Source organism: Pseudomonas sp. 273, from assembly GCF_029201425.1.
Taxonomy (GTDB): Bacteria; Pseudomonadota; Gammaproteobacteria; order Pseudomonadales; family Pseudomonadaceae; genus Pseudomonas; species Pseudomonas delhiensis.
In genome coordinates this window covers 89,551-113,336 of record NZ_CP116775.1, presented here as the reverse complement: position 1 = coordinate 113,336, position 23,786 = coordinate 89,551, and the positions used below count along the sequence as shown (strand labels likewise).

Here is a 23,786-nt window from a genome sequence, read left to right as displayed (position 1 = left end):
TCGCCGATATTGCCGTCGTTTCCTTCAGGTAATCCCGGGGTTCAGGGGCTCAGCGCCGCCCTCCCCGCCGCGATCCATACGCTGTCTTTCTGCGGTGTGTGCACGCGCCCGCAGAGCACGTCGCGGTAATGCCGCTGCAAGGGGTTGTGGCGGCTGAGGCCGTGGCTGCCGGTCAGCTCCAGGGCTTTCTCGACCACCGCCACCGCGTTGTCGGTGACGCCGACCTTGATCAGCCCCGACTCGCTGGCAGTCAGGCGGTCGCGGCAGGCGGCGTCGAGCAGCAGGCGGTTCTGCAGCAGCAGGCCGTCGATGGCGCCGACCGCCTCCTGCACCCGCGGCAGGCTCGCCAGGGGCGCGCCAAGGCTGGCCGGCACGCGCTCGCGCAGCCAGGTGACGAGCCAGTCGCGGGCGGCGCCGGCGATGCCGTCGTAGAGCGCGCCGAGCAGCGCCGCGCTGGCCTGGGCGAAGTCACGCAGCACGGCTTCGTCCGGCGCCGGCGGCTGGTCGTGGGGTAGAGGCCGATGGCGTGCTCCAGCGGCACCGGCACGTCCTCGAAAATCACTTCATGGCTGCCGGTGGCGCGCATGCCCAGGTGGTCCCAGCTTTCCACCACGCGAATGCCGGGGCTGTCGCGACGCACCAGCCAGGTGCCCACGTGCGGGGCCGGCTCGTCGCTGCGCGCCCACACCGCCAGCCAGGTCAGGCCGGGAATGCCGGTGGTGTAGAGCTTGTGCCCGGACAACCGCCAGCCGTCGCCCTCGCGGCGGGCCACGGTCTGCGGCAGGCCGCCGCGCGAGGGCGAGCCCAGCTCCGGCTCCACCCGCAGGCTGTTGATCAGCGCGCCCTGCTCCAGCGCCTCGCGGGCCACGCGGCGCTTCAGCGCTTCCGGCCAGTCGGGGTTGTCGGCCAGGCGCCGCAGGTGCAGGTACTGCATGCACAGCACCAGCGCGGTGGAAGGTTCGCCACGGGCCACGGCGCCGACCACCCGGCGCAGTTCGCCGAGGCTGGCGCCGGGGCCGCCGAGCGCTTGCGGCAGGGCCAGGCCGAGCAGGCCGTGGCGTTGCAGCAGGGCGAGGTTGGCGTGGGGGAAATCGCCGCTGCGGTCGTAGGCCTCGGCGCTTTCCGCCAGTTGCCGGGTGAGCGCCGGCAGCAGGTCATTGAGCGCCAGCGGCGGGGTCTGCGGGACGGTCATGGGTTCAGGCCGTGGCACGCCGGCGCTCGCGCTCGGCGACCTTGGCGCGGGTCAGCGGGATCAGCTCGCGGCCGTATTCCACGGCGTCGTTGAGCGGGTCGAAACCACGGATGAGGATGCTGCGCACGCCCAGGTCGTAGTAGGCCAGCAGCGCATCGGCGACCTGCTCCGGGGTGCCGACCAGGGCGGTGGAGTTGTGCCCGCCGCCAACCAGCTTGGCGATGCCGGTCCACAGCCGCTCGTCGATGCGGTCGCCCTGCTCCACCGCCTTGAGCAGGCGCTGGGCGCCGACGCTCTGCGGCTTGCCCTTGGGAAAACCGGCCTCGCCCAGGCGCTCGCCGGCGGTCGCGCGGATCGCCTCGGCCTTGGCCCAGGCCTCTTCCTCGGTGCGCCCGAGGATCGGCCGGAACGACAGGCTGAACTCCACCTCGCGGCCATTCTGCCGCGCCTGCTCGCGCACCGCGGCGATGGTCTCGGCGGCCTGGGCCAGGGGTTCGCCCCAGAGCATGAACACGTCGGCCTGCTTGCCGGCGACCTTCAGCGCGGCCTCCGAAGAGCCGCCGAAGTACACCGGGATGTGCGGCTTCTGCTGCGGGCGGATGGCCGAGAAGGCCTGCTCCACGCGGTAGTGCTCGCCGTGGAAGTCGAAGGGCTCGGCGCTGGTCCAGGTGCGCTTGAGCACCTCGATGAATTCCTCGCTGCGGGCGTAGCGCTGGTCGTGGTCGAGGTAGTCGCCGTCCCTGCGCTGGTCGGCGTCGCTGCCGCCGCTGATGATGTGCACCGCCAGGCGCCCGTCGAGCAGGTGCTCCAGGGTGGCCAGCTTGCGCGCGGCCAGGGTCGGCGCGACGAAGCCGGGGCGGTGCGCCAGCAGGAAGTTGATCCTCGAGGTGGCCAGGCCGGCGGTGGCGGCCACCAGGAAGCCGTCCGGCTGGTCCGACCAGTAGCCGACCAGGATGCGGTCGAAGCCAGCCTCCTCGTGGGCGCGGGCGAAGGCGGCGATGTACTGCTTGTCGAGGATCGGGCCGGCCGGGGCGAGGGTTTCCGAGGCCAGGCGGTGGCCGATCATGCCGAGGAACTGGATGCTCATGGTCTGTGCTCCGTGCTCAGTGGAAGGCTTTGGCGAAGGAGGTGTCGATCACGCTGGCGGTGTCGAAGGCCTTGGGCAGGGCGCCGGCCTGCACCAGGAAGTCGGCGGTGCCCTGGTAGTCGGCGGCGGCCTGGCTGTCCACCGGGCCGACGCTCATGCCGGCCTGGCCGATCCAGTGGCGCGACACCGCCTGGTCGAGGTTGGCCTTCTTCGCCCAGATGTCGGCGTACTGCTCCTTGTGCGCCTCGACCCAGGCCCGGGCCTGCTGCAGGCGGCCGAGGAAGTCGGCGATCTGCGCGCGCTTGGGCTCGATGGAGTCGGCGTTGGCGGCGATGCTCGACAGCCCCGGCATCAGGTCGCGGGCGGTGAGGATCGGCCGCGCGCCGGAGAACACGATCTGCTGCGAGATGTACGGCTCCCACACCGGGAAGGCGTCGATGCTGCCGCGCGGCAGGGCGGCGGCGGCGTCGATGGGCATCAGCTTCACGAAGTCCACGTAGTCCTTCGGCAGGCCGGCCTTCTCCAGCGCCCGCAGGGTCAGCTGCTGGCTCCAGGCGCCGGGCCAGTAGGCGACCTTCTTGCCCTTGAGGTCGGCGATGGTCTTCACCGGCGAATCCTTGGGCACCAGCAGGGCGATGGTGTCGGGGTTCTGCCGCGACACGCCGATCAGCTTCACCGGCGCGCCCTTGGCGGCCAGGAAGATGAAGCCGGAATCGCCGAGGAAGCCCAGGTCCAGCGCGCCGGCCTGCAGCCCTTCGGCCACCGGCGCGGCGGACTGGAAGTGCTTCCAGTCGACCGTGTAGGGCGCGCCTTCGAGCACGCCCGAGGCCTCCATGGAGGCGCGCACGTTGTAGTAGTTCTGGTCGCCCACGCGCAGCGTCGGCAGGTCGGCGGCCTGGGCCAGGGGCGCGCCCAGCAGCAGCGCGGCGAAGGTGGCGCGCAGGCGTCGTTTCAGGTTCATCGGTGGGGCTCCTCAGCCGGCGCGGCGCAGTTGCGGCAGGCGGGCGACGTGGTCGTGGATGGCGGGAATCAGGCCCTGGCCGTAGCGCACGGCGTCGCCGAGCGGGTCGAAGCCACGGATCAGGAAGGTGGAAACGCCCAGGCGGTAGTACTCGCCGAGGGCGGCGGCGACCTGCTCGGGGGTGCCGACCAGGGCGGTGGAGTTCCAGCGCGCGCCGGTCAGCCGGGCCACGCCGGTCCACAGCCGGGTGTCGAGCACCTCGCCCTGTTGCGCGGCGGCCAGCAGGCGCTGCGAGCCGACGTTCTCAGGCTGGTGGTCGTTGAGCGGCAGGCCCAGGCGGGTGCGGTTCTCGCGCACCTGTTCGAGCACCTCGGCGGCGCGCTTCCAGGCGGCTTCCTCGGTGTCCGCGACTATCGGCCGGAACGACACCGAGAAGCGCGGCTCGCGGCCCTGGGCCTGGGCGGCGGCGCGCACGCGGCGGATATGGCCGTCGACCGCGGCCAGCGGCTCGCCCCAGAGCATGTAGGTGTCGGCGTGCTTGGCGGCGACCTCGATGGCGGCATCGGAGGAGCCACTGAAGTAGATCGGGATGTGCGGTTTCTGCCGCGGGCGCACGGCCGGCGAGGCGCCCTGGAAGCGATAGAACTCGCCGGCGAAGTCCACCGAGCCGGTGGCGGTCCAGATGCGCCGCAGGGCAGCGAGGTACTCGTCGGTGCGGGCGTAGCGGCGGTCGTGGTCGAGGTAGTCGCCGTCGCGGGCCAGGTCCTCGTCGTTGCCGCCGCTGACCACGTTGAGGGCCAGGCGGCCGTCGCTGAACTGGTCGAGGGTGGCCAGCTGGCGCGCGGCCAGCGGCGGCGCGATCACCCCGGGGCGGTAGGCCAGGAGGATGCCCAGGCGCTGGGTGGCGGCGACGACGAAAGAGCTGACCACGGCGCCCTCGGCGGCATTGCTGAAGTAGCCCACCAGCACGCGGTCGAAACCGGCGTCCTCATGGGCCTGGGCGAAGCGCCGGACGAAACCGGCGTCCACCGCGTCCCCCAGCGGCTGATCCACCTCGGAACTCGGGGTGGCGGTGATCATGCCGAGAATTTCCACGCTCACTGTGTTGCCCTCGCCTGGGCCGCTGCATAAGGCCGGCGGCTTTCGTTATAAGAAAAACGTCTTGGTGGACGTTGTTCTTAGAAGTTATAGGCAAGCACTTCATGATGGAAATTCATTTTTTGCATATTCTAATATGCTAATTACGCATATTCAGGGTTGAGCAAGTTGCGCGAGGGGGTTTTCGCTTTTGTAGGAGCGAGCTTGCTCGCGAACGGAGTTTTCCGGTCATGCCGGTGTCAGGCATGAGAGCGCCCTCTCCCTAACCCTCTCCCTGAAGGGAGAGGGACCGTTGGGCAGAAACGGGTATTACGGAGTCAGCCGGGAACACTGGAGTCTCCAGCTGATGCCATGCTTGCAGCCGGCACGGACAAGCCCCCTCTCCCTTCAGGGCGGGGCGCGCAGCCGAGGGCTGGGGAGAGGGGACGGAGTCAACCTGGGGCGACAGCGCTGCCGGGGGAGTCTGTTCGCGAGCAAGCTCGCTCCTACAGGGGGGGGTAAGTGAGCAGATTCGAAAAACTCACCCCACCCGCATATCCAACCCGTCAGCCACCGCATTCCCAAACAACCGCGCCGGCGCCTCCAGGTTGCCGAGCAGGCGCGGGCGCACCAGCCAGAGCTGGATCAGCGGCTGGAAGTCGTCCAGCTGCAGCACCCGCAGCTGTTCGCGGTAGCGGCTGCGCGCCAGGGCCGGCGCCGGCACCAGGCCCAGGCCGCGGCCCTCGGCGACCAGGCCCAGCTGCAGTTCGCTGCCGAAGGTCTCCAGGTTCAACTGCAGGCCCAGGCCCTGGTCGGCCAGGGCGCGCTGCAGGCCGGCGCGGAAACCGCAGCCGTCGGGGTTGAGCACCCAGCCGCGCTGGTAGCAGTCGAGCAGGCGGCGGGCTTGCAGGTCGCTGTCGCGCGCCGCCACCACGCACAGGTCCATGCGCCCCAGGGGCGTGGCGCCGAGGTCGTCGGGGAACACCTTGCTCGGCGGGAACAGCACCACCGCCGCGTCCAGCTCGGCGTTCTCCAGCCGCGCCAGCAAGTGGCTGCCCCAACCGCTGCCGACCTGGGCGCGCAGCTCCGGGTACTCGCCGGCCAGGCGTCGCAGCGCTTCCAGCAGCACCACCTCGCCGATGCTCTGCGGCACGCCCAGGCGCAGCACGCCGCAGGGGGCGGTGTCGCTGGCCACCAGTTCGCGCAGGCCGTCCACCTCGCGCAGCACCCGGCGGCACTGCTCGTAGACCCGCAGGCCGGCGGCGGTGGGCTTGAGCGGCTTGGTGTTGCGGTCCAGCAGTTCCACGCCCAGGGCCTCCTCCAGGCTCTGCACCCGGCGGGTGATGGCCGACTGGGTCAGGCCCAGGCTCTCGGCGGCCTGGCTGAGGGAGGCGTTGCGGATCACCGCGACGAAGGCGTCGATGTCGTCGATCTTCATGGGGCTGGCACCAATTGCATTTCTCGCATATTAGCTTAGATTCAAAATGCATTTCAGGAATAAAAACGCGTTTGCTACCGTACAGCCAGAACCTTCCGGAGTGAATACGCCCGCATGTCCGCCTCCCTGCGTCTCGACCGCCTGCGCCAGTTCATCGGCGACCTGGCCAGCCTGCTCGACGGCCATCCCGACGAAGCCACCCTGCTCGCCCGGGCCCGCCCGCTGCTGGCCGAACTGGTGCGCCACGACGACTGGCTGCCCGAGGCCTGCGCCCAGCCCGACGCGCAGCGCTACCAGCAGTACCTGCTGCACGCCGACTCGCAACAGCGCTTCTCGGTGGTCAGCTTCGTCTGGGGCCCGGGCCAGCGCACGCCGGTGCACGACCATCGCGTCTGGGGCCTGATCGGCATGCTGCGTGGCGCCGAGTATTCGCAGCCCTTCGCCTTCGCCGCCGACGGCAGCCTGCAGCCGGCCGGCGAGGCGGTGCGCCTGGAGCCCGGCGAGGTGGAGGCGGTGTCGCCGCGCATCGGCGACATCCACCAGGTCAGCAACGCCTTCGCCGACCGGCCCTCCATCAGCATCCACGTCTACGGCGCCAACATCGGCGCGGTGCGGCGTGCCGTCTATACCGCCGAAGGTGAGGAAAAGCCCTTCATCTCCGGCTATTCCAACAGCCAGTTGCCCAACATCTGGGACCTGTCGAAAGAGAACCCCGCATGAGCCAGATCGCCCGCCGTACCTTCCACGACATCCGCGCCGCCCTCCTCGCCCGCCGCGAGCTGGCGCTGCTGGACGTGCGCGAGGAAGACCCCTTCGCCCAGGCGCACCCGCTGTTCGCCGCCAACGTGCCGCTGTCCAGGCTGGAACTGGAGGTCTACGCCCGCGTGCCGCGCCGCGATACGCCCGTCACCGTCTACGACGACGGCGAGGGCCTGGCCGAAGTCGCCGCACAGCGCCTGCTCGACCTGGGCTACAGCGACGTGGCCCTGCTCGACGGCGGCCTGGCCGGCTGGCGCGACGCCGGCGGCGAGCTGTTCAAGGACGTCAACGTGCCGAGCAAATCCTTCGGCGAGCTGGTGGAGGCCGAGCGCCACACCCCGTCGCTGACCGCCGAGGACGTGCAGGCGCTGCTCGACGCCAAGGCCGACGTGGTGGTGCTGGACGCCCGCCGCTTCGACGAATACCAGACCATGAGCATCCCCACCGGCATCAGCGTGCCCGGCGCCGAGCTGGTGCTGCGCGTCGCCGAGCTGGCGCCCAGCCCGGCCACCCGGGTGATCGTCAACTGCGCCGGGCGCACCCGCAGCATCATCGGCACCCAGTCGCTGGTGAACGCCGGCATCGCCAACCCGGTGTCGGCGCTGCGCAACGGCACCATCGGCTGGACGCTGGCCGGCCAGCGACTGGAGCACGGCCAGGCGCGGCGCTTCGGTGAGGTCTCCAGCGCCACCCGCGCAGCCGCCGCCCAGCGCGCCCGCGCCGTGGCCGACCGCGCAGGCGTGGCGCGCACCGACCTGGCCGGCCTGCGCCAGTGGCAGGCCGAGGCCGGGCGCACCACCTACCTGTTCGACGTGCGCACCCCGGAGGAATACGAGGCCGGCCACCTGCCCGGCTCGCGCTCCACCCCCGGCGGCCAGTTGGTGCAGGAGACCGACCACGTCGCCAGCGTGCGCGGCGCGCGCCTGGTGCTGCTGGACGACGACGGCGTGCGCGCCAACATGAGCGCCTCCTGGCTGGCCCAGATGGGCTGGGAGGTGGCGGTGCTGGACGGGCTGTCCACCGCCGACTTCGGCGAGAAGGGCGCCTGGGCCGCCCCGCTGCCGCCGCAGCCGCAGGCCGAAACCATCGCCCCGCAGACCCTCGCCGAGTGGCTGCGCGAGCCCGGCACCCGGGTGCTCGACTTCACCGCCAGCGCCAACTACGTGAAACGCCACATTCCCGGCGCCGCCTGGGCCCTGCGCAGCCAGTTGAAGGAAGCGCTGGCGCAGCTGGGCGCGGCCGAACGCTATGTGCTCACCTGCGGCAGCAGCCTGCTGGCGCGCTTCGCCGTACCGCAGGTGCAGGCGCTGAGCGGCAAGCCGGTGTTCCTGCTCGAAGGCGGCACCGCGGCCTGGGTCGCCGCCGGCCTGCCGACCGAGGAAGGCGAGCGCCTGCTGGCCGCGCCGCGCATCGACCGCTACCGCCGCCCCTACGAGGGCACCGACAACCCGCGCGAGGCCATGCAGGGCTACCTGGACTGGGAATTCGGCCTGGTCGAGCAGCTCGGCCGCGATGGCACCCACGGCTTTTTCGTCATCTGAGGCGCCGCCACTCATCGACGCCTGTCGGTGAGTGGCGAAAAAATGACCACCTGTCGGCTGGCCGCGAAAGTGATGGGAATTTTGACGTTCTGAGGTGTCTTAGCCTGCGGAGGTGCCACCATGAACGTCACCCACCGCTACGCCATCCACTACCGGCTGCGCGAACAGCCGCGCCGGCTGATCCACGAGTGGTCCGAGGAGCCCAACGAGTTCCTCGCCCTGCTCCAGGTCCTGCTGCACCTGGCGCAGGAGACCGGCGAGGACCCCACCGGGCTGACCGACGCCCCCCTGGACCCCAACCTGATCCCCAACCTGCGGCACAGCGCCGATCGCGTGGGGGTCACCCGCGTGCGCATCGTCCCGATCAACTGAGCCGGCTCAGGCCGCCTCGCGCCGCCGCCACTGCGGCAGGCTGATCAACACCACCGCCCCGATGATCACCGCCATCGCCAGCGCCTCCGGCCAGCCAATGTGCTCGCCGGCGAACAGCACCCCGAGCAGCACGGCCACCGCCGGGTTGACGAAGGCATAGCTGGTGGCCGCCGCCGGGCGCACGTTGGCCAGCAGGTAGACGTAGGCGCTGAAGGCGATGATCGAACCGAACACCACCAGGTAGCCCAGCGCCAGCCAGCCGCGCAGGTCCGGCAGTTGCTGCAGGTGCTCGCCGGAAAGCTGGCTGCCGATCAGCAGCGCGGCGCCGCCCACCAGCATCTCCAGCGCACTGGCCATGGGCCCGGCCGGCAGGTCCAGGCGCCGGCTCCACACCGAACCGAAGGCCCAGGCCGCGGCGGCGAAGAGGATCAGCGCGGCGCCCGCCGGGCTGCCCTGCAGGTTGGAGCCGAGGTTGAGCAGCACGATGCCGCACAGCCCCAGGCCGATGCCACCCCACTCCAGCAGAGTGTTGCGCTGGCCGAACAGGCGCGCGAACACCAGGGTGAACAGCGGCACCGTGGCCACCGCCAGGGCGGCGACGCCCGAGGCCACGCCCCAGTGTTCGGCCACCGTCACCCCGCCGTTGCCGCAGCTGAGCAAGAGCACGCCGATGGCCCCGGCGTTCAGCCATTGCCGGCCGCTGGGCAGCGGCGCGCCGCGGTACAGCGCCCAGGCCAGCAGCAGCGCCCCGGCAATGACGAAGCGGCAGCCGGCCATGAGCATCGGCGGCCAGCTTTCCACGCCGATGCGGATCACCAGGTAGGTCGAGCCCCAGATGAAGTAGAGGGCGAAGAAGGCAGCGATCAGCGTCAGCGAGACGCGGGCTTTGGGCATGGGCATGACGGACATGGCAGCGGGCTCGACAAGTGGGTCGTAGCGCCTCATTTTATTAAGTGCTCCTGTGCCCTATAAGGCACAGAGAACGCATTATCTGGCGTAACACTTTTCTTTCGACGGATTTTCACCAGGAAAGCCATCGATTCCACAGACGAGAAAAACCGATGGACAAATACGACCGCGCACTGCTCGCCGCCCTGCTGGAAAACGGCCGCCTGTCCTTCGCCGAGCTGGCCCGGCGCATCAACCTCTCGCCCCCGGCGGTGGCCGACCGCGTGGCGCGCCTGGAAGCCGAGGGGGTGATCACCGGCTACCACGCCAGCGTAGACCTGACCAAGCTCGGCCGCCCGATCCAGTGCCTGATCGAACTGCGCCTGAACGACCACCGCGGCGCCCTGCAGCTGCAACGCCTGACGGAAATCCCCCAGGTGCTCGACTGCTACCGGGTGACCGGCGAATCCTGCGTGATGCTGCGGGTGACGGTGACCAGCACCGCCGAGCTGGAAGAACTGATCGACCAGCTGGCACAGCATGGGGCGAGCAAGACTTCGCTGATCCTCTCGACCACGCTGGATGGGCGGGTGCATCCGGCGATGTTACAGGGGGGGTAAAAAGAGGCTGCAAGCTGCAAGCGAGCAGGATGGGGGGCTCTTCGTAGGAGCGAGCTTGCTCGCGAACAGTGCTTGCCGGCGGGCTTGGGAGTTGGGCTGTAGAGCGCCCTCTCCCTAACCCTCTCCCTGAAGGGAGAGGGGACCGTTCGGCGTGCTTGGCTGTCATGGAGTTAGCCGGCAGCACTAAGGTTCTCAGCTGAAACCATTTGTTCTCTCGGCACGGACAAGCCCCCTCTCCCTTCAGGGAGAGGGCTGGGGAGAGGGGACGGAGTCGACCTGAGACGATAGCGCTGCCGGGAGAGGCTGTTCGCGAGCAAGCTCGCTCCTACAAAAAACGAAACGCCCAGCCACGCAAAAAAAGAGGCGGTGCCGCTCGCACGGCACCGCCTTAAGTCACGGAGTTGCTGTTACATCGTGGGCCGGCCAGGGCCGCCCGATGTATTGGATTACTTTTCCACGATCGCGGTCACACCTTGCCCGCCCGCGGCGCAGATCGAGATCAGCCCGCGCCCTTTCCCGGCCGCGTCCAGCAGCTTGGCCAGGTTGGCGACGATGCGCCCGCCGGTGGCGGCGAAGGGGTGGCCGGCGGCCAGGGAGCTGCCCTTGACGTTGAGCTTGCTACGGTCGATCGAGCCCAGCGGCGCGTCCAGGCCGAGGCGGGTCTTGCAGTATTCGGCGTCTTCCCAGGCCTTGAGGGTGCACAGCACCTGGGCGGCGAAGGCTTCGTGGATTTCGTAGTAGTCGAAGTCCTGCAGGCTCAGGCCATTGCGCGCCAGCAGCCGCGGCACGGCGTAGACCGGCGCCATCAGCAGGCCCTCGGCGCCCTCGCCGACGAAGTTCACCGCCGCCGCCTCGCCATCGCGGAAGTACGCCAGGATCGGCAGGCCGCGCGCCCTGGCCCAGTCCTCGCTGGCCAGCAGTACCACCGAGGCGCCGTCGGTCAGCGGCGTGGAGTTGGCCGCCGTCAGGGTGCCGCGCGGGCCCTTCTCGAACACCGGCTTGAGGGTGCCGAGCTTCTCCAGGTTGATGTCCGGGCGCAGGTTCTGGTCGCGGGTCAGGCCGCGGAACGGCGTCATCAGGTCGTTCTGCCAGCCCTCGGCGTAGGCCGCGGCCAGCTTGATGTGGCTTTCGTAGGCGAGCCTGTCCTGCTCGTCGCGGGGGATCTGCCAGGTCTGCGCCATCAGCTCGCAGTGCTCGCCCATGGACAACCCGGTGCGCGGCTCGCCGTTGCGCGGGATGTGCGGCATCAGGTGGCGCGGGCGGATCTTCAGCAGGCTCTTGAGCTTGTCGCCGTTGGACTTGCCGCGGTTGGCCTCCAGCAGGATGCGCCGCAGCCCCTCGTTGACGCCGATGGGCGCGTCGGAGGTGGTGTCCACGCCGCCGGCGATGCCGCACTCGATCTGCCCCAGGGCGATCTTGTTGGCCACCAGGATCGCCGCCTCAAGGCCGGTGCCGCAGGCCTGCTGGACGTCGTAGGCCGGGGTTTCCGCGGCCAGGCGGGTGCCCAGCACGCATTCGCGGGTCAGGTTGAAATCCCGCGAGTGCTTCAGCACCGCGCCGGCCACCACCTCGCCCAGGCGCTCGCCATGCAGGTTGTAGCGCTCGATCAGGCCGTCCAGGGCGCTGGTGAGCATCTCCTGGTTGCTCGCCGTGGCGTAGACGGTATTGGAGCGGGCGAAGGGGATACGGTTGCCGCCGACGATGGCGACCCGTCGGGTCTGGGTCATGCAAGGCTCCTTGCGGGCTGAGCGGGTTGTGGCGCACAGGCTAACCTTAGCCGGTCCCGTCGCATTGGCCGCCCCGCCATGGCGCAGGTCAGCGCGGTCAATTGCGCGGAACCGGTGCCTGCGTAGAGTGGTCGGCACTTCGAGTATCCGTGCAGGAGCCCCCGTCCATGACCGATCGCTACATCGCCTTCGCCAACTCCAACGTCGGCCGCCGCCTGGTCGGCGCCTTCGGCCTGCCCGCGCCGGTACGCCTGGAACGCTGGAGCGCCGGGCGCACCCGGCCGGTGGACGGCGCCCTGCTGCTGGGCGGGGTGGGCAACCTGGGCGAGGCCGTGCTGGGCTTCAGCCAGCGCCTGACCGACGCCGTCTACGCCGCCGTGGAAGGCCAGTACGGCCTGCCGCGCTGGACCGCCGAGCACGGCCCGAAGCTCAAGGCCATGGTGTTCGACGCCAGCGGCCTGGCCGGCTTCGACCAACTGATCGAACTGCGCAACTTCTTCCAGGGCGCCCTCAAGGGCCTGGACCTGTGCCCCCACGTGGTCATCCTCGGGCGCGCCCCGGAAACCCTGAAGGACCCGGTCGCCGCCAGCGTGCAGCGCAGCCTGGAAGGCTTCAGCCGTTCCCTGGGCAAGGAAATCCGCCGCGGCGGCAACGTGCAGCTGCTGTACGTCGGCAAGGGCGCCGAGGACCAGCTCGAAGGCGCCCTGCGCTTCTTCCTCTCGCCCAGGAGCGCCTACGTTTCCGGCCAGGTGATCCGCCTTTCGGCCTACGCCGGACAGGTGCAGGACTGGAGCCGCCCGCTGGTGGGCAAGCGCGCCCTGGTCACGGGCGCCGCCCGCGGCATAGGCGCGGCCATCGCCGAAACCCTGGCCCGCGACGGCGCCGAGGTGGTGCTACTCGACGTGCCGCCGGCCAAGGACGCCCTCGACGCCCTGGCCGCGCGCCTGGGCGGCCAGGGCGTGGCCCTGGACATCTGCGCGCCGGACGCCGGCGAGAAGCTGGTGGAAGCGCTGCCCGAGGGCGTCGACATCGTGGTGCACAACGCCGGCATCACCCGCGACAAGACGGTGGCGAAGATGAGCGAGGCGTTCTGGAGCTCGGTGATCGACGTCAACCTCAAGGCCCCGCAGGTGCTCACCCAGGCCCTGCTGGACGCCGGCAAGCTGCACGACGACGGCCGCGTGGTGCTGCTGGCCTCCATCAGCGGCATCGCCGGCAACCTCGGGCAGACCAACTACGCGGTGAGCAAGGCCGGCCTGATCGGCCTGGCCCAGGCCTGGGCCCCGGCGCTGGGCAAGAAGGGCATCAGCATCAACGCGGTGGCCCCGGGCTTCATCGAGACGCAGATGACCGCGGCCATCCCCCTGACCATCCGCGAGGCCGGCCGGCGCATGAACTCCATGGGCCAGGGCGGCCTGCCCCAGGACGTGGCCGAGGCCGTGGCCTGGTTCGCCCAGCCGGGCAGCGGGGCGGTGAGTGGGCAGGTGTTGCGGGTTTGCGGGCAGAGTTTGCTTGGGGCGTGAGGGCCGGCTCTGCCGGGGGCGCGGATGAGTCCTACGTTATTTCCAGGTGACCTGGGTGTTTCGGTCGAACTCCGCCCCTCTCCCTAACCCTCTCCCTGAAGGGAGAGGGGACCGTTCGGAGCGCTTGGATACTCTGGAGTCAGCCGGCTAGCACAGAGGTTTCCGGCGGAAACCATCACCTTTCTCGGCACGGACTAGCCCCCTCTCCCTTCAGGGCGGGGCGCGCAGCCGAGGGCTGGGGAGAGGGCGCTCTTCAAGGCAAGCACCGAAACCACCGGCAGAACAGCGTTCGCGAGCAAGCTCGCTCCTACGAAGAGCAGGTTTCGGCCAGCGGCCTCATGCCTTCCCGCGCTTGCGGAACTCCACCGGCGTCTCCCCCACCCAGCGTTTGAAAGCTCGGTAGAAGGTACTCGGCTCGGAGAACCCAGTGCGCTCGACGATCACCTCGATGCGCTCGTCGGTCTTCAGCAGCAGTTCCTTGGCCAGGCGGCAGCGGTAGTCGGTGACCAGGTCGTTGAAGCGCACCCCGGCCATGGCCAGGCGCTCGCGCAGGCGCCGGGCCGGCATGTCCAGGCGCGCGGCCACCTGCTCCAGGGTGGCGCCGCCGTCCACCAGCAGCTCGCCGATCAGCTCGCGCACCTTGCGCACCAGGTCCAGGCGCTCCACTTCCGCCAGCTGCCGGCGCGCCAGCGATTCGTGCATGCGCAGCAGCTCCGGCGCGGCGTGGCGCGAGGGCTTGTCCAGCACCGCGGCGTCGAACTCCAGGGCGTAGCGCTCGGCGCCCAGGCGCACCGGGCAGCCATAGACCTGTCGATAACGTTCGGCGGGGGCGCCCTGCTCGTGCATCAGCTGCACCTCGCGGGGCCTGAAGTCGCCTTCGGTGAGCGCGTGGAACAGGCGGATCACCGCGCCGGCGAGCATTTCCGGGAAGTGCCGGTTGGTGCCGGCGCTGTGGCCGAGCAGCAGCACGGCGCGCTCGCCTTCCACTTCCAGGCGGGCGTTGAGGGTGTCGGAGAGCAGGCGCACGTAGCGCAGGGCGTGGCGCAGGCCTTCGCCGAAGGTGGCGCTGGAGAGGAACAGGTATTCCAGCAGCAGGCCGTGGAAGGCCGGCAGGTGCCCGGCCAGGTACAGGCCGACGTGTTCTTCGCCGCATTCCTCGGCGGCGGCCTTCCAGAACAGGTTCTGCGCGCTATGGGGGAAGCGCCCGGCCGGCAGGGCGCCCGGCGGCAGGCCAACCCGGGCGAGCACACGGTCGGGATCGCTGCCGCTGGCGCGCAGCGCGTCGATCACCGGGCGCATCAGCGCCACATCGTCGGTCAGATCGTGCATGGTATTTATTCTGGTTATCCATGAAGCGGGCCCATCTTAGGCAGCTTTCCCACCGCCTCTCAAGTAACACGCCATGGCAGCGGTCGATTTATCCACAAGCCCCATGCCAGAGCCGCCGATTGACCGGCCTGCCGGCAGGCCGCCCCGCCCCGGCCAATGCCCGGCCGGGCCCGGCGGCTAAGCTGAAGGTAATTCCGCTCAGGAGATTGTCGATGCCCAAAGACTGGCTGGACCTGTCCGCCCCACCCGCCCTGCCCGGCCTGTTCCTGCGCGCCGCCGTACGCCGCGGCCTGCGCGGCCGCAGCCTGCCCACCCGCGGCGTGCGCGCGCCGGTGATGGTCGATGCCCGGCACCTGGAGCGCTATCGCCAGGTGTGCGGCTTCAGGAACGACCACCTGCTGCCGCCGACCTACCCGCACATCCTCGCCTTCGGCCTGCAGATGGGCCTGCTCACCGACGCCCGCTTCCCCTTCCCGCTGCTGGGGCTGGTGCACCTGGAGAACCGTATCAGCGTATTGCGCCCGCTCGGCGGCCTGGGCCCGTTCCAGGCCAGCGTGCGGGTGGCCGACCTGCAGCCCCACGACAAGGGCGTGACCTTCAGCCTCGTCACCCAGTTGCACGACCAGCTCGGCCTGCTGTGGGAAGGCGACAGCCGCATCCTGTTCCGCGGCATGCGCCTGGAAGGCTCGCCGCCGGAACGCCAGGAGCCGCCAGAACTGCCGCTGGAGCAGATCGACCACTGGCTGTGCCCGGCGGACATCGGCCGGCGCTACGCCCGGGTGGCCGGCGACTACAACCCCATCCACCTGTCGGCGGCCAGCGCCAGGCTGTTCGGCTTCCCCCGCGCCATCGCCCACGGCCTGTGGAACAAGGCGCGCAGCCTGGCGGCCCTGGGCGAACGCCTGCCGGCGGCCGGCTACCAGGTGGAGGTGCGCTTCCAGAAGCCGGTGCTGCTGCCTTCCAGCGTCACCCTGCTGGCCAGCGAGGTGGCCCCGGCCGGGCAGTTCGCCCTGCGCGGGGCGGACGGCCTGCCGCACATGGCCGGCGCCTGGAAACCGCTCGACGCTTGAAGCGGCGGCGCCGAAGCCGGAAGCTATGGGGCTCCCAAGGAGCCCCCGATGAACCTCGACGAACTCACCGCGCGCCTGCACGCGATCCGCGACCACAACCACTGGAAGCGCTTCCACAGCCCGAAGAACCTGGCCATGGCCGCCAGCGTGGAAATGGCCGAGCTGGTGGAAATCTTCCAGTGGCTGAGCGAGGACGAGTCGCGCCGCCTGCCGGCCGACAAGCTCGCCCACGCCGGCCAGGAGGTCGGCGACATCGTCCTCTACCTGCTGCTGCTCTGCGCCGAACTGGGCCTGGACATGGACCAGGTGGTGCGCGCCAAGCTGGCCGACAGCGAAAGGCGCTTCGTGCATGGCTGACCGGCATTTCGACGAACTGGCCACGCGCTTCGCCGAGAAGATCTACGGCGGCGCCAAGGGCGCCATCCGCCTGGCCGTGCTGCAGGCCGACCTGGCCGAAGCGCTGCCCGAGCGCCCGCTGCGCGTGCTCGACATAGGCGCGGGCCTGGGCCACATGGCGCTGTGGCTGGCCGAGCGCGGCCACCAGGTGACCCTCGCCGAACCCGCCGCGCCCATGCTCGAAGGCGCCCGCCAACGCTTCACCGAGGCCGGCCGCGCGGCCACCTTCATCGAGGCGCCCTGGCAGGAACTGCTAGGCCGCCTCGACGAACCCTACGACCTGGTGCTGTGCCACGCCGTGCTGGAATGGCTGGCCGAGCCCCAGGCCATCCTCCCCGTGCTGCACCAGCTGACCGCCCGCGACGGCTGGCTGTCGCTGGCCTTCTACAACCGCGACGCGCTCATCTACCGCAACCTGCTCAAGGGCCACTTCCGCAAGCTGCGCAAGCAGCGCTTCGCCGGCGAGGGCCAGAGCCTGACGCCGCAGCAGCCGCTGGACCCGCGCGAGCTGGAAGCGGCCATGGCCGCCAGCTGGAACATCGAGGCACGCAGCGGCGTGCGGGTGTTCCACGACTACATGCCGCAGGAGTTCCAGCACAAGGCCGAGCCCCTGGACCTGGTGGAAATGGAACTGGCCTACCGCCGCCACCCGGCCTTCGCCGGCCTGGGCCGCTACCTGCACTGGCTGTGCCGCCCGCGCGAATAGGTGCACAATCGCCGCATCACCGTCGTCGCCCGTGCCCCGGCGCGGGCGGGAGCCCCGCATGTCGCCACGCCTGATCCTGCTGCCGCTGCTCGCCGCACTCGCCGCCTGCCAAAGCCAGAACCCCTACACCAGCCAGTCGCTGCCGCCGCCCCCGGTGCCGGCCCAGGCCAGCGCCCCGGGCTTCGACCCCGGCGCCTACCCGGCCGCGCCACCGGACTACGGGCGCTACCGCTCGTGGAACTGGACCGGCGCGCCCAGCGGCGCCACCACCTATGGCAGCTCGCTGCAGGATGCAGTCAGCGAGGGCCTCGACCAGGTCGGCCTGCGCCCGGCGCGCCCCGGCGCCGCGCCGGACCTGCGGGTGAGCGCGCGGGTCAGCAGCGAGCAGCGCACCCGCCAGGTCACCGATTACTATGGCGGCGGCTACTACGGCGGCTGGAACGATCCCTGGTACGGCGCCTCCATCCCGGTGACGCGGACCTACGTGGTGCAGGTCAACGTGGTGCGCATCGAACTGTACGACGCCCATGACAACCACCCCGTCTGGGACGCCTCGGCCGAATACGAGCCCAGCGGCAACCAGAGCGAGCAGGCCCGGGGGCTGCGCGAGGCGGTGCGCAAGGCGTTGTCGGGCTACCCGCCGCACTGATCGGCACCGTCCGGCTTTGTTGCCAGAAAACTGCGGAATAGGGCCGTTTCGAGACATTTCGGCACTTGCCTTTGCCGACACTCTGAGCTTCGATGAAGACTCTGTCTGGAGTATGCCGACCATGATCCGCCGCCTGCTGTTGCTGGGCCTGCTGCTGGGCCTCGCCGCCTGTGAGACCGTCAACCTCAACCGCGACTACGATTCCAGCCGCGACTTCGCCATGTACCGCAGCTGGGCCTGGGCGCAGCCGGCCTTCGAGTACCGCCCGGACGACCCGCGCATCAAGAGCGACCTCACCGAGCAGCGCATCCTCTCGGCGGTGGCCGACCAGCTCGACCAGCGCGGCCTGCGCCCGGCCCAGGCCGGCGCCGCGCCCGACGTGACGGTGCGCACCTACCTGATCGTCGACCAGCGCCAGGACCAGGTCACCACCTACACCGGCGGCTACTGGAACGGGTACTGGGGTGGCTACTGGGGCGGCCCGGCGATGGCCGAGTCGCGCACCGTGACCTACAAGGTCGCCACCATCCAGGTCGACCTGCTCGACGGCAAGGACGGCAAGCTGGTGTGGCGTGGCAGCGGCGAGCAGATCATGCGCAGCAGCCCGCCGACCCCGGCCGAGCGCGAGGCGGCCATCCGCGAGACCGTGCAGAAGGTCCTCGCCCAGTACCCGCCGCGCGGATGAGCCTGCAGCACCGCCCGGTGGAAGCCGGCGACCTGGCCGAGGTGGCCGGCTTCGTACGTGACGCCGACGAGCTCTTCTACGCCTACCCCAAGGCGCAGTGGCCGTTCAGCGTCGAGCAACTGGCCGCCGCCGTGGCCGAGCGCCGCGCCAGCACCCTGGCCCTGCTCGACGGCCGCGCCGCCGGCTTCGCCAACTTCTACCTGAGCCTGCCGGGCGAATACTGCGCCCTGGGCAACATGATGGTCGCGCCCTGGGCCCGCGGGCACGGCGTGGCGCGCTACCTGATCGGCGTCATGGAAGGCCTCGCCCGGCGCGACTACGCTGCGCCGCTGATGAAGATCTCCTGCTTCAACGACAACGCCGGCGGCCTGCTGCTGTACGCCGGCCTGGGCTACCGCCCGGTGGGCATCGTCGAGCGCCAGGCGCCGGGCGGCCGCCGCGTGGCCCTGGTGCAGATGGAGAAAGCCCTTGAACCCGCCTGACCCACAGCGCGTGCTGATCATCGTCAGCAGCGGCCCGAGCACCCCGGCGCGCTGCGCGGCGCCCTTCTACACCGCCACCCTGCTGGCCTGCATGGACGCCGAGGTGACCCTCTTCCTCAGCGGCGAGGGCGTGCAGCTGGCGCGCCAGGACGTGGTGGACAACCTCTACGCCGCCCCCGGCGGCGAGCCGCTCAGCCACTTCATCCAGCAGGCCAAGGAAGCCGGCGCGCGCCTGCTGATGTGCCGCGCCCCCGGCGTGCCCATCGACGAAAGCGCGCTGATCGACGAAGTCGACGAAATCGCCAGCGGCGGCGAGCTGGCGCGGATGATCCTCGAATACGACCGGGTGCTGACCCTGTGAAGCTGCACGGCCTGGACTTCCCCGACGACCTGCTCTACGCCCCGGACTACAACCTGTGGCTGCGCGAGGAGCCCGACGGCGCCGTGACCCTCGGCCTGAGCGCCTACGGCTGCGCGCTCTACGGGCAGATATTCGCCTTCACCCCCAAGCGCGACGGCTGGCACGTCGAGCGCGACCGCAGCTTCGGCGTGGTCGAGTTCGCCAAGGCCGCCTCCTCGGCGCGCAGCCCGCTGGCCGGCACCCTGCTGGTGAGCAACGAGGAAGTGCAGCGCCGCCCCGGCCTGATCAACCTCGACTGCTACGGCGAAGGCTGGATGGTGCGCCTGCGCCCGGACGACTGGGCCGCCGCGCGCACCGGCTTCGTCAGCGGCCAGGCGGCGCTGGACGCCTTCGCCGAACGCATGCGCCTGGACGCCTTCGACCCCCGGGGCGACGACGTCCAGGCCCTGCGCCGCGACTGAGCTTAAGCAAGCCGTAAGCATCGCCGGTCTAACCTGGGCGACCGCAAGCTCCCCCACAGAAGGAGTCCGCCATGCCCCGGCTTCCCGCCCTCGTCCTCGCTCTACTCGCCCTCTCCGGCTGCGCCGGGCAGAGCAGCTACAACCTCGGCGCCATCGAGTCGCCGGTGAAGGAATCCTTCGGCCTCGACGACCTCGAACGCCAGCCCATGATGGGCGCGCAGTTCCAGCAGCAGGGCGGCTTCTCGTCCCAGCAGCAGCGCCTGCTGATGGGCCCGTGAGCACGCTCTAGTCCACCCGGAAGCCCGCCAGCTGCTGCTGTTGCTCCACCGCCAGGCGGGCCAGTTCCAGGCTCGCGGCGGCGCTCTGTCCGGCGTTCTCCACCACGCTCTGGATGCTGTCGTTGAGCTGGGTGATGTTCTGGCTGATCTCGTGGGCCACCGCGGTCTGCTCCTCGGTGGCGGTGGAAATCTGCGCGTTGCCGTCGGCGATGCGGTCGATGGCGTTGGCGATGTGCCGCAGCGCCTCGCCGGACTCGCGCGAATGCCGCACGCTCTCCCCGGCCCGCTCGCGGGACTCCTGCATCACCCCCACGGCCTGGCGCGCGCCATTCTGCAGCGCGTCGATCATGCCGCGGATCGACTCGGTGGCCTTCTGCGTATTGCTCGCCAGGCTGCGCACCTCGTCGGCCACCACGGCGAAACCGCGCCCGGCCTCGCCGGCCCGCGCCGCCTCGATGGCGGCGTTGAGCGCCAGCAGGTTGGTCTGCTCGGCGATGCTCTGGATCACCCCCAGCACGCTGCCGATCTCGTCGCTCTGGCTGTGCAGGCGGTCGATCACCCCGGCGCTCTCCTGCACCGCCTGGGACAGCCGCTCGATGGCTCCCAGGTTGGCCTCCACCAGCTCGGTGCCCTGGTGCGCCTCGCGGCGCACGTCCTCGGCCACCCGCGCCATGTCCAGGGCGTTCTCCGCCACCTGCTGCACCGCGGCGCTCATCTCGTGCACGGCGGTGGCAACCATGGCGGTCTGCTCGCCCTGGCCGTTGGCGGCATCGCTGACCTGGGCGCTGATGGCGCTCATCTGCTCCGAAGCGCTGGCCAGCTGCACGGAGGCGCCGCCCAGGTGGCGGATCAGCCGCTGGAAGTGCTCGAGCATGGTGTTGAAGGCCCGGGCGGTCTGCGCCAGCTCGTCGCGGCCCACGGCCTCGGCGCGCAGGCTCAGGTCGGAATTGCGCTGCACCGTGGCGATCACCCGGCTCAGCTGCTCCAGCGGGCGGTTGATGGAACGGCTGACCAGCAGGCTGAACAGCAGCATGCCGACCAGCACCACCACGGCGATGACCACGAAGCTGTGCTTCATCGCCTGGTAGCGCGCGGTGGAGGCCTGGTTCAGCGCATCGCCCTCGCGGACCTGCAGCTGCGCCAGCTCCTCCAGCGCGTCCCCCAGCGGGTCGAAGGCCGCATACAGGCGCCGCACGAAGCTGCCGTCGCTCTCGCTGCGCAGGCTGCCGTCGGTCTGCCCCAGCAGCGCCTCCACCAGCTTGTCCACCTCGGCCATGCGCGCGCGGATGCCGGCCACCATCTGCCGCTCGGCATCGGTCATCTTGCTGCCCTGGACGATGCCCCAGGAGTCCTCGATGCTCGTCCGCGCCTCGCCGATGGCGCCACGCAGCGCCTCCACGTCGACCACCCCGGCGCGGTACTTGTGCAGCGCATCCACCATGTTCACGGCATAGGCGTTGGAAATCAGGTTGAGCCGGTTCACCGGCCGCATGCGGTCGCTGAACAGCTCGTCGAAGTCATCATTGAGCTGGCCGGCGTTGTAGGCCGCCAGCGCCATCACCCCGGCCAGCACCAGCAGGGGCAGGAACGCCAGCGACAGCAGGCGGGTACGTACGCGGAACTGGTTGAGCATCGCATCTCTCCTGGGCTGCTCGAACTCGTGCGCGGACCACGCCACCGCGATCCGCTCGTCTCGGCGAATGGATCGGCCTTCCAGGGGAGAACTGGACCTGAGGGTTAAGTAGGAAACATCCCTCCATTTCGAGAGACGCTTCCCAGGAAAGGGCTGCTAGGGTGAAAGAAACCCCACGCCCGGGAGGCCGGATGCTCCGCCAAGCCCTCGCCCTGCTCCTGCTGCTGGCCAGCCTCGGCGCCAGCGCCGACCAGCCGGCGCAACCCGGCTTCGTCTACCTCGACCAGGTCCTGAAGAACGCCCGCTACGAAGCGCGCTACTACAGCGGCGACAACTTCGTCGGCACCCGCATCGACGGCTACGAGAGCCCGCGGGTGATCCTCACGAAAGAAGCGGCCACGGCCCTGGCCGACGTGGAACGCGACGTCGCCCTGAGCGGCCTGCAACTGAAACTCTTCGACGGCTACCGCCCGCAACGCGCCGTGGCCCACTTCCAGCGCTGGGCCGCGGACCTGGCCGACACCCGCACCAAGGAGCGCTATTACCCGCAACTGGACAAGGTGGCGCTGTTCCGCGACGGCTACATCGCCAGGAAGTCCGCCCACTGCCGCGGCAGTACCGTGGACCTGACACTGGTCGACGCCAGCACCGGCCAGGAACTGGACATGGGCAGCCACTTCGACTTCTTCGGCCCCATCTCCCACCACGGCACCGGCCTGATCACCGTGCAACAGACACGCAACCGCGAAACCCTGCGCAGCGCCATGCAACGCCACGGCTTCGAGCCCTACGCCAACGAGTGGTGGCACTACACGCTGAAGCAGGAGCCCTACCCGAACACCGCCTTCGACTTCCCCGTGAAATAGCCTGCCGGCTTTTCGTAGGAGCGAGCTTGCTCGCGAATGGAGCTTGCCGGCGAGCGTGGGAGGTGGGCTTTAGAGCGCCCTCTCCCTAACCCTCGGCTGCGCGCCCCGCCCTGAAGGGAGAGCGGACCGTTCGGCGTGCTTGACTGTTATGGAGTTAGCCGGCAGCACTAAAGGTTCTCAGCTGAAACCATTTGTTCTCTCGGCACGGACAAGCCCCCTCTCCCTTCAGGGAGAGGGCTGGGGAGAGGGCAAGACGTCAATCCCCGCACCAAGCTCCCAGGCGAAACACCGTTCGCGAGCAAGCTCGCTCCTACAAGAGCATGGCCAGCCCGCCCACCTCAGGAATAGGCTCAGCCAGAACCTGCAAACGGGAAGCCCCATGAGCACCGTCGACGACCAGACCAACCCACACGCCAGCGAACAAAGGACGCAAGACCGCCATCGCTTGCGAAACCTCCTTCTAGCCGGCGCCGAATCCGCTCCCACAGGGCACGCCGATGCGGCCTTCTTCGAGCACCTGCGCAACCGAATCAAGGAACAGCGGAAGAAGCCCGAACAACGACGATGAACCTGCACACCAGCCCGAACGTCGAACGACAGCCCCTCAACCAGGAAACCCCATGACCCAGCCCCCACCTTCGACGGTCAACGCTGGAGCAACGCCGAAGCCGACCGCATCGAACTGGCCGAAGCCAACCCGGACTGGCCCCGGCGCTTCGCCGAGGAAGCCGACGCCATCGCCGGCGCCCTGGCCCTGCCCGGCCTGAAGATCGAGCACTTCGGCAGCACGGCGGTGCCCGGCCTGAAGGCCAAGCCGATCATCGACATCCTCCTGCTACCGCCGCCGGGGGCCGACTGGCAAAGCCTGGTCGCCCCGCTGGAAGCCCTCGGCTACCAGTACTGGCGCGACAACCCGGCGCCGCAGCGGATGTTCTTCGTCAAGGGCATGCCGCCGCTGGGCCAAGGCCGCACCCACCACCTCCACGTGATGAACCTGGCCGACGCCGACCGCCACCTGATCTTCCGCAACTGGCTGCGCAACCATCCGCAGGACGCGGCCGAGTACCAACGCCTCAAGGAACAACTGGCAGAACGCTTCCCCACCGACCGCGAGGCCTACACGCAAGGCAAGGACGAACTGGTAGCGCGGATACTGGGCAAGGCACTGCGCGAACGGCAGATGAACGAGGCGGGCGGATCGGTACAGGGAGCCAGGACGTAGGATGGGTGGAGCACGCAGCGATACCCATGCGGCCGACGATGGGTATCGCTGCGCTCAACGCCATCCTACGCGGTGCAATACCCGCGGGTTCGCCACTAGAATCCAACCATCCCACAGGACTCGGTGAACCTCATGAAGAAATGGATTCTGCTGATTGCCCTCGCCCTGCTCGCCTGGCAGTACATGGACAACCCGTCCTGGCAGAACCATTTCTCCCGCTCGAAACCGGCCCCGATGAGCGTCGCGGAAGACGCCAACGCCCCCACCACGGACCTGATGCCACCAGCGGTAAGCATCCCCTCCGATAGTCCCACCCTCGATGCTCGCTGCGATGGCCGCAAATACTGCTCGCAAATGACTTCCTGCGCCGAGGCCAAGGCGTTTCTGCGCAGCTGTCCGGGGATGAAGATGGATGGAGACGGCGATGGGATTCCCTGCGAGGAGCAGTGGTGCAGGATGTAGC

The 23,786-nt window shown here is 69.8% G+C and carries 26 protein-coding genes and 1 pseudogene; 18 read left to right on the top strand and 9 right to left on the bottom strand.

Annotation, left to right across the window (positions count from 1 at the left end; genetic code table 11):
- Positions 1–41: 41 nt before the first annotated feature.
- The 5 genes and pseudogenes from PKO50_RS00535 to PKO50_RS00515 form a co-directional block, all read right to left on the bottom strand.
- Positions 42–1,192: pseudogene (locus tag PKO50_RS00535) on the bottom strand (acyl-CoA dehydrogenase family protein).
- A gap of 4 nt (positions 1,193–1,196) precedes the next feature.
- Positions 1,197–2,279: an LLM class flavin-dependent oxidoreductase gene (locus tag PKO50_RS00530; RefSeq protein WP_275628511.1), complete on the bottom strand. Its 1,083-nt coding sequence runs from the start codon at positions 2,277–2,279 to the stop codon at positions 1,197–1,199.
- Between the two features lie 16 nt (positions 2,280–2,295).
- Entirely contained in the window at positions 2,296–3,240 is a 945-nt protein-coding gene (locus tag PKO50_RS00525; RefSeq protein ID WP_275628510.1) for an ABC transporter substrate-binding protein, read from the bottom strand.
- 12 nt (positions 3,241–3,252) lie between these two features.
- A complete protein-coding gene (locus tag PKO50_RS00520; protein ID WP_275628509.1) occupies positions 3,253–4,320 on the bottom strand; it encodes an LLM class flavin-dependent oxidoreductase in 1,068 nt (355 codons plus the stop codon).
- 538 nt (positions 4,321–4,858) lie between these two features.
- Positions 4,859–5,755, bottom strand: coding sequence for a LysR family transcriptional regulator (locus PKO50_RS00515; RefSeq protein ID WP_275628508.1), 897 nt, complete (start codon positions 5,753–5,755; stop codon positions 4,859–4,861).
- Positions 5,756–5,869: 114 nt separating this feature from the next.
- On the opposite strand from PKO50_RS00515, the gene PKO50_RS00510 reads away from it, so the two are divergent.
- The 3 genes from PKO50_RS00510 (at position 5,870) to PKO50_RS00500 (ending at position 8,427) form a co-directional block, all read left to right on the top strand.
- Positions 5,870–6,475: a 3-mercaptopropionate dioxygenase gene (locus PKO50_RS00510; protein WP_275628507.1), complete on the top strand. Its 606-nt coding sequence runs from the start codon at positions 5,870–5,872 to the stop codon at positions 6,473–6,475.
- Positions 6,472–8,055: a rhodanese homology domain-containing protein gene (locus PKO50_RS00505; protein WP_275628506.1), complete on the top strand. Its 1,584-nt coding sequence runs from the start codon at positions 6,472–6,474 to the stop codon at positions 8,053–8,055. The genes PKO50_RS00510 and PKO50_RS00505 overlap by 4 nt, the downstream gene beginning before the upstream one ends.
- Before the next feature lie 120 nt (positions 8,056–8,175).
- The gene (locus tag PKO50_RS00500; protein ID WP_089390137.1) at positions 8,176–8,427 is read left to right on the top strand and encodes a hypothetical protein; all 252 of its coding nucleotides are present in this window, start codon (positions 8,176–8,178) and stop codon (positions 8,425–8,427) included.
- Between the two features lie 6 nt (positions 8,428–8,433).
- On the opposite strand, the gene yedA is transcribed toward PKO50_RS00500, so the two are convergent.
- Positions 8,434–9,321 carry a drug/metabolite exporter YedA gene (yedA, locus tag PKO50_RS00495; protein WP_275630569.1) on the bottom strand — a complete coding sequence of 296 codons (888 nt, stop codon included), beginning with the start codon at positions 9,319–9,321 and terminating at the stop codon, positions 8,434–8,436.
- A 167-nt stretch (positions 9,322–9,488) separates the two neighbouring features.
- Here yedA and PKO50_RS00490 point away from each other — a divergent pair, with 167 nt between their 5' ends.
- Positions 9,489–9,935, top strand: coding sequence for an Lrp/AsnC family transcriptional regulator (locus PKO50_RS00490; protein ID WP_089390136.1), 447 nt, complete (start codon positions 9,489–9,491; stop codon positions 9,933–9,935).
- A 446-nt stretch (positions 9,936–10,381) separates the two neighbouring features.
- Here the strand turns inward: PKO50_RS00490 and PKO50_RS00485 are convergent, their stop codons facing one another.
- Positions 10,382–11,662 (bottom strand): acetyl-CoA C-acetyltransferase, encoded by a 1,281-nt coding sequence (locus PKO50_RS00485; RefSeq protein WP_275628505.1) that lies wholly within the window; start codon positions 11,660–11,662, stop codon positions 10,382–10,384.
- A 167-nt stretch (positions 11,663–11,829) separates the two neighbouring features.
- Between PKO50_RS00485 and PKO50_RS00480 the strand changes: the two genes are divergently transcribed.
- On the top strand, positions 11,830–13,185 hold the full coding sequence (locus tag PKO50_RS00480) for a 3-oxoacyl-ACP reductase (protein WP_109933645.1): 1,356 nt from the start codon (positions 11,830–11,832) through the stop codon (positions 13,183–13,185).
- Positions 13,186–13,521: 336 nt separating this feature from the next.
- Here PKO50_RS00480 and PKO50_RS00475 read toward each other — a convergent pair whose 3' ends face one another.
- Positions 13,522–14,514, bottom strand: coding sequence for an AraC family transcriptional regulator (locus tag PKO50_RS00475; RefSeq protein WP_109933644.1), 993 nt, complete (start codon positions 14,512–14,514; stop codon positions 13,522–13,524).
- 212 nt (positions 14,515–14,726) lie between these two features.
- Here PKO50_RS00475 and PKO50_RS00470 point away from each other — a divergent pair, with 212 nt between their 5' ends.
- The 9 genes from PKO50_RS00470 (at position 14,727) to PKO50_RS00430 (ending at position 19,602) form a co-directional block, all read left to right on the top strand.
- Positions 14,727–15,584: a MaoC family dehydratase gene (locus PKO50_RS00470; RefSeq protein ID WP_275628504.1), complete on the top strand. Its 858-nt coding sequence runs from the start codon at positions 14,727–14,729 to the stop codon at positions 15,582–15,584.
- A 48-nt stretch (positions 15,585–15,632) separates the two neighbouring features.
- Entirely contained in the window at positions 15,633–15,941 is a 309-nt protein-coding gene (locus PKO50_RS00465; protein ID WP_089390131.1) for a MazG-like family protein, read from the top strand.
- Positions 15,934–16,686: a methyltransferase domain-containing protein gene (locus PKO50_RS00460; protein WP_089390130.1), complete on the top strand. Its 753-nt coding sequence runs from the start codon at positions 15,934–15,936 to the stop codon at positions 16,684–16,686. Before PKO50_RS00465 ends, PKO50_RS00460 begins: the two co-directional genes overlap by 8 nt.
- Positions 16,687–16,744: 58 nt before the next feature.
- Positions 16,745–17,335, top strand: a complete 591-nt coding sequence (locus PKO50_RS00455) for a DUF4136 domain-containing protein (protein WP_109936203.1) — start codon at positions 16,745–16,747, stop codon at positions 17,333–17,335.
- Positions 17,336–17,456: 121 nt separating this feature from the next.
- Complete coding sequence (locus tag PKO50_RS00450; RefSeq protein ID WP_275628503.1) at positions 17,457–18,020, top strand: DUF4136 domain-containing protein; 564 nt, start codon at positions 17,457–17,459, stop codon at positions 18,018–18,020.
- Positions 18,017–18,502 carry a GNAT family N-acetyltransferase gene (locus PKO50_RS00445; protein WP_275628502.1) on the top strand — a complete coding sequence of 162 codons (486 nt, stop codon included), beginning with the start codon at positions 18,017–18,019 and terminating at the stop codon, positions 18,500–18,502. The genes PKO50_RS00450 and PKO50_RS00445 overlap by 4 nt, the downstream gene beginning before the upstream one ends.
- The gene (locus PKO50_RS00440) at positions 18,489–18,863 is read left to right on the top strand and encodes a DsrE family protein (RefSeq protein ID WP_109936200.1); all 375 of its coding nucleotides are present in this window, start codon (positions 18,489–18,491) and stop codon (positions 18,861–18,863) included. Before PKO50_RS00445 ends, PKO50_RS00440 begins: the two co-directional genes overlap by 14 nt.
- Positions 18,860–19,324: a glycine cleavage system protein H gene (locus PKO50_RS00435; protein WP_275628501.1), complete on the top strand. Its 465-nt coding sequence runs from the start codon at positions 18,860–18,862 to the stop codon at positions 19,322–19,324. Before PKO50_RS00440 ends, PKO50_RS00435 begins: the two co-directional genes overlap by 4 nt.
- A gap of 71 nt (positions 19,325–19,395) precedes the next feature.
- Complete coding sequence (locus tag PKO50_RS00430) at positions 19,396–19,602, top strand: hypothetical protein (protein ID WP_275628500.1); 207 nt, start codon at positions 19,396–19,398, stop codon at positions 19,600–19,602.
- A 7-nt stretch (positions 19,603–19,609) separates the two neighbouring features.
- On the opposite strand, the gene PKO50_RS00425 is transcribed toward PKO50_RS00430, so the two are convergent.
- On the bottom strand, positions 19,610–21,235 hold the full coding sequence (locus PKO50_RS00425) for a methyl-accepting chemotaxis protein (RefSeq protein ID WP_275628499.1): 1,626 nt from the start codon (positions 21,233–21,235) through the stop codon (positions 19,610–19,612).
- Between the two features lie 191 nt (positions 21,236–21,426).
- Here PKO50_RS00425 and PKO50_RS00420 point away from each other — a divergent pair, with 191 nt between their 5' ends.
- The 4 genes from PKO50_RS00420 (at position 21,427) to PKO50_RS00405 (ending at position 23,785) form a co-directional block, all read left to right on the top strand.
- Positions 21,427–22,101 carry a M15 family metallopeptidase gene (locus PKO50_RS00420; RefSeq protein WP_109936196.1) on the top strand — a complete coding sequence of 225 codons (675 nt, stop codon included), beginning with the start codon at positions 21,427–21,429 and terminating at the stop codon, positions 22,099–22,101.
- 379 nt (positions 22,102–22,480) lie between these two features.
- On the top strand, positions 22,481–22,669 hold the full coding sequence (locus tag PKO50_RS00415) for a hypothetical protein (RefSeq protein ID WP_275628498.1): 189 nt from the start codon (positions 22,481–22,483) through the stop codon (positions 22,667–22,669).
- Between the two features lie 108 nt (positions 22,670–22,777).
- The gene (locus PKO50_RS00410; RefSeq protein ID WP_275630568.1) at positions 22,778–23,323 is read left to right on the top strand and encodes a GrpB family protein; all 546 of its coding nucleotides are present in this window, start codon (positions 22,778–22,780) and stop codon (positions 23,321–23,323) included.
- Positions 23,324–23,455: 132 nt separating this feature from the next.
- Positions 23,456–23,785, top strand: coding sequence for an excalibur calcium-binding domain-containing protein (locus PKO50_RS00405; RefSeq protein ID WP_275628497.1), 330 nt, complete (start codon positions 23,456–23,458; stop codon positions 23,783–23,785).
- Position 23,786 lies beyond the last annotated feature (1 nt).

What these genes read in the sequence shown, in the direction of transcription:
- PKO50_RS00480 (WP_109933645.1), top strand. Translation starts at nt 11,830, where the DNA reads ATGACCGATCGCTACATCGCCTTCGCCAACTCCAACGTCGGCCGCCGC.
- PKO50_RS00405 (WP_275628497.1), top strand. Translation starts at nt 23,456, where the DNA reads ATGAAGAAATGGATTCTGCTGATTGCCCTCGCCCTGCTCGCCTGGCAG.
- PKO50_RS00420 (WP_109936196.1), top strand. Translation starts at nt 21,427, where the DNA reads ATGCTCCGCCAAGCCCTCGCCCTGCTCCTGCTGCTGGCCAGCCTCGGC.
- PKO50_RS00515 (WP_275628508.1), bottom strand. Translation starts at nt 5,755, where the DNA reads ATGAAGATCGACGACATCGACGCCTTCGTCGCGGTGATCCGCAACGCC.
- PKO50_RS00520 (WP_275628509.1), bottom strand. Translation starts at nt 4,320, where the DNA reads ATGATCACCGCCACCCCGAGTTCCGAGGTGGATCAGCCGCTGGGGGAC.
- PKO50_RS00510 (WP_275628507.1), top strand. Translation starts at nt 5,870, where the DNA reads ATGTCCGCCTCCCTGCGTCTCGACCGCCTGCGCCAGTTCATCGGCGAC.
- PKO50_RS00485 (WP_275628505.1), bottom strand. Translation starts at nt 11,662, where the DNA reads ATGACCCAGACCCGACGGGTCGCCATCGTCGGCGGCAACCGTATCCCC.
- PKO50_RS00455 (WP_109936203.1), top strand. Translation starts at nt 16,745, where the DNA reads ATGTCGCCACGCCTGATCCTGCTGCCGCTGCTCGCCGCACTCGCCGCC.
- PKO50_RS00450 (WP_275628503.1), top strand. Translation starts at nt 17,457, where the DNA reads ATGATCCGCCGCCTGCTGTTGCTGGGCCTGCTGCTGGGCCTCGCCGCC.
- yedA (WP_275630569.1), bottom strand. Translation starts at nt 9,321, where the DNA reads ATGCCCAAAGCCCGCGTCTCGCTGACGCTGATCGCTGCCTTCTTCGCC.
- PKO50_RS00460 (WP_089390130.1), top strand. Translation starts at nt 15,934, where the DNA reads ATGGCTGACCGGCATTTCGACGAACTGGCCACGCGCTTCGCCGAGAAG.
- PKO50_RS00500 (WP_089390137.1), top strand. Translation starts at nt 8,176, where the DNA reads ATGAACGTCACCCACCGCTACGCCATCCACTACCGGCTGCGCGAACAG.
- PKO50_RS00430 (WP_275628500.1), top strand. Translation starts at nt 19,396, where the DNA reads ATGCCCCGGCTTCCCGCCCTCGTCCTCGCTCTACTCGCCCTCTCCGGC.
- PKO50_RS00490 (WP_089390136.1), top strand. Translation starts at nt 9,489, where the DNA reads ATGGACAAATACGACCGCGCACTGCTCGCCGCCCTGCTGGAAAACGGC.
- PKO50_RS00470 (WP_275628504.1), top strand. Translation starts at nt 14,727, where the DNA reads ATGCCCAAAGACTGGCTGGACCTGTCCGCCCCACCCGCCCTGCCCGGC.
- PKO50_RS00445 (WP_275628502.1), top strand. Translation starts at nt 18,017, where the DNA reads ATGAGCCTGCAGCACCGCCCGGTGGAAGCCGGCGACCTGGCCGAGGTG.
- PKO50_RS00465 (WP_089390131.1), top strand. Translation starts at nt 15,633, where the DNA reads ATGAACCTCGACGAACTCACCGCGCGCCTGCACGCGATCCGCGACCAC.
- PKO50_RS00475 (WP_109933644.1), bottom strand. Translation starts at nt 14,514, where the DNA reads ATGCACGATCTGACCGACGATGTGGCGCTGATGCGCCCGGTGATCGAC.
- PKO50_RS00425 (WP_275628499.1), bottom strand. Translation starts at nt 21,235, where the DNA reads ATGCTCAACCAGTTCCGCGTACGTACCCGCCTGCTGTCGCTGGCGTTC.
- PKO50_RS00415 (WP_275628498.1), top strand. Translation starts at nt 22,481, where the DNA reads ATGAGCACCGTCGACGACCAGACCAACCCACACGCCAGCGAACAAAGG.
- PKO50_RS00525 (WP_275628510.1), bottom strand. Translation starts at nt 3,240, where the DNA reads ATGAACCTGAAACGACGCCTGCGCGCCACCTTCGCCGCGCTGCTGCTG.
- PKO50_RS00505 (WP_275628506.1), top strand. Translation starts at nt 6,472, where the DNA reads ATGAGCCAGATCGCCCGCCGTACCTTCCACGACATCCGCGCCGCCCTC.
- PKO50_RS00530 (WP_275628511.1), bottom strand. Translation starts at nt 2,279, where the DNA reads ATGAGCATCCAGTTCCTCGGCATGATCGGCCACCGCCTGGCCTCGGAA.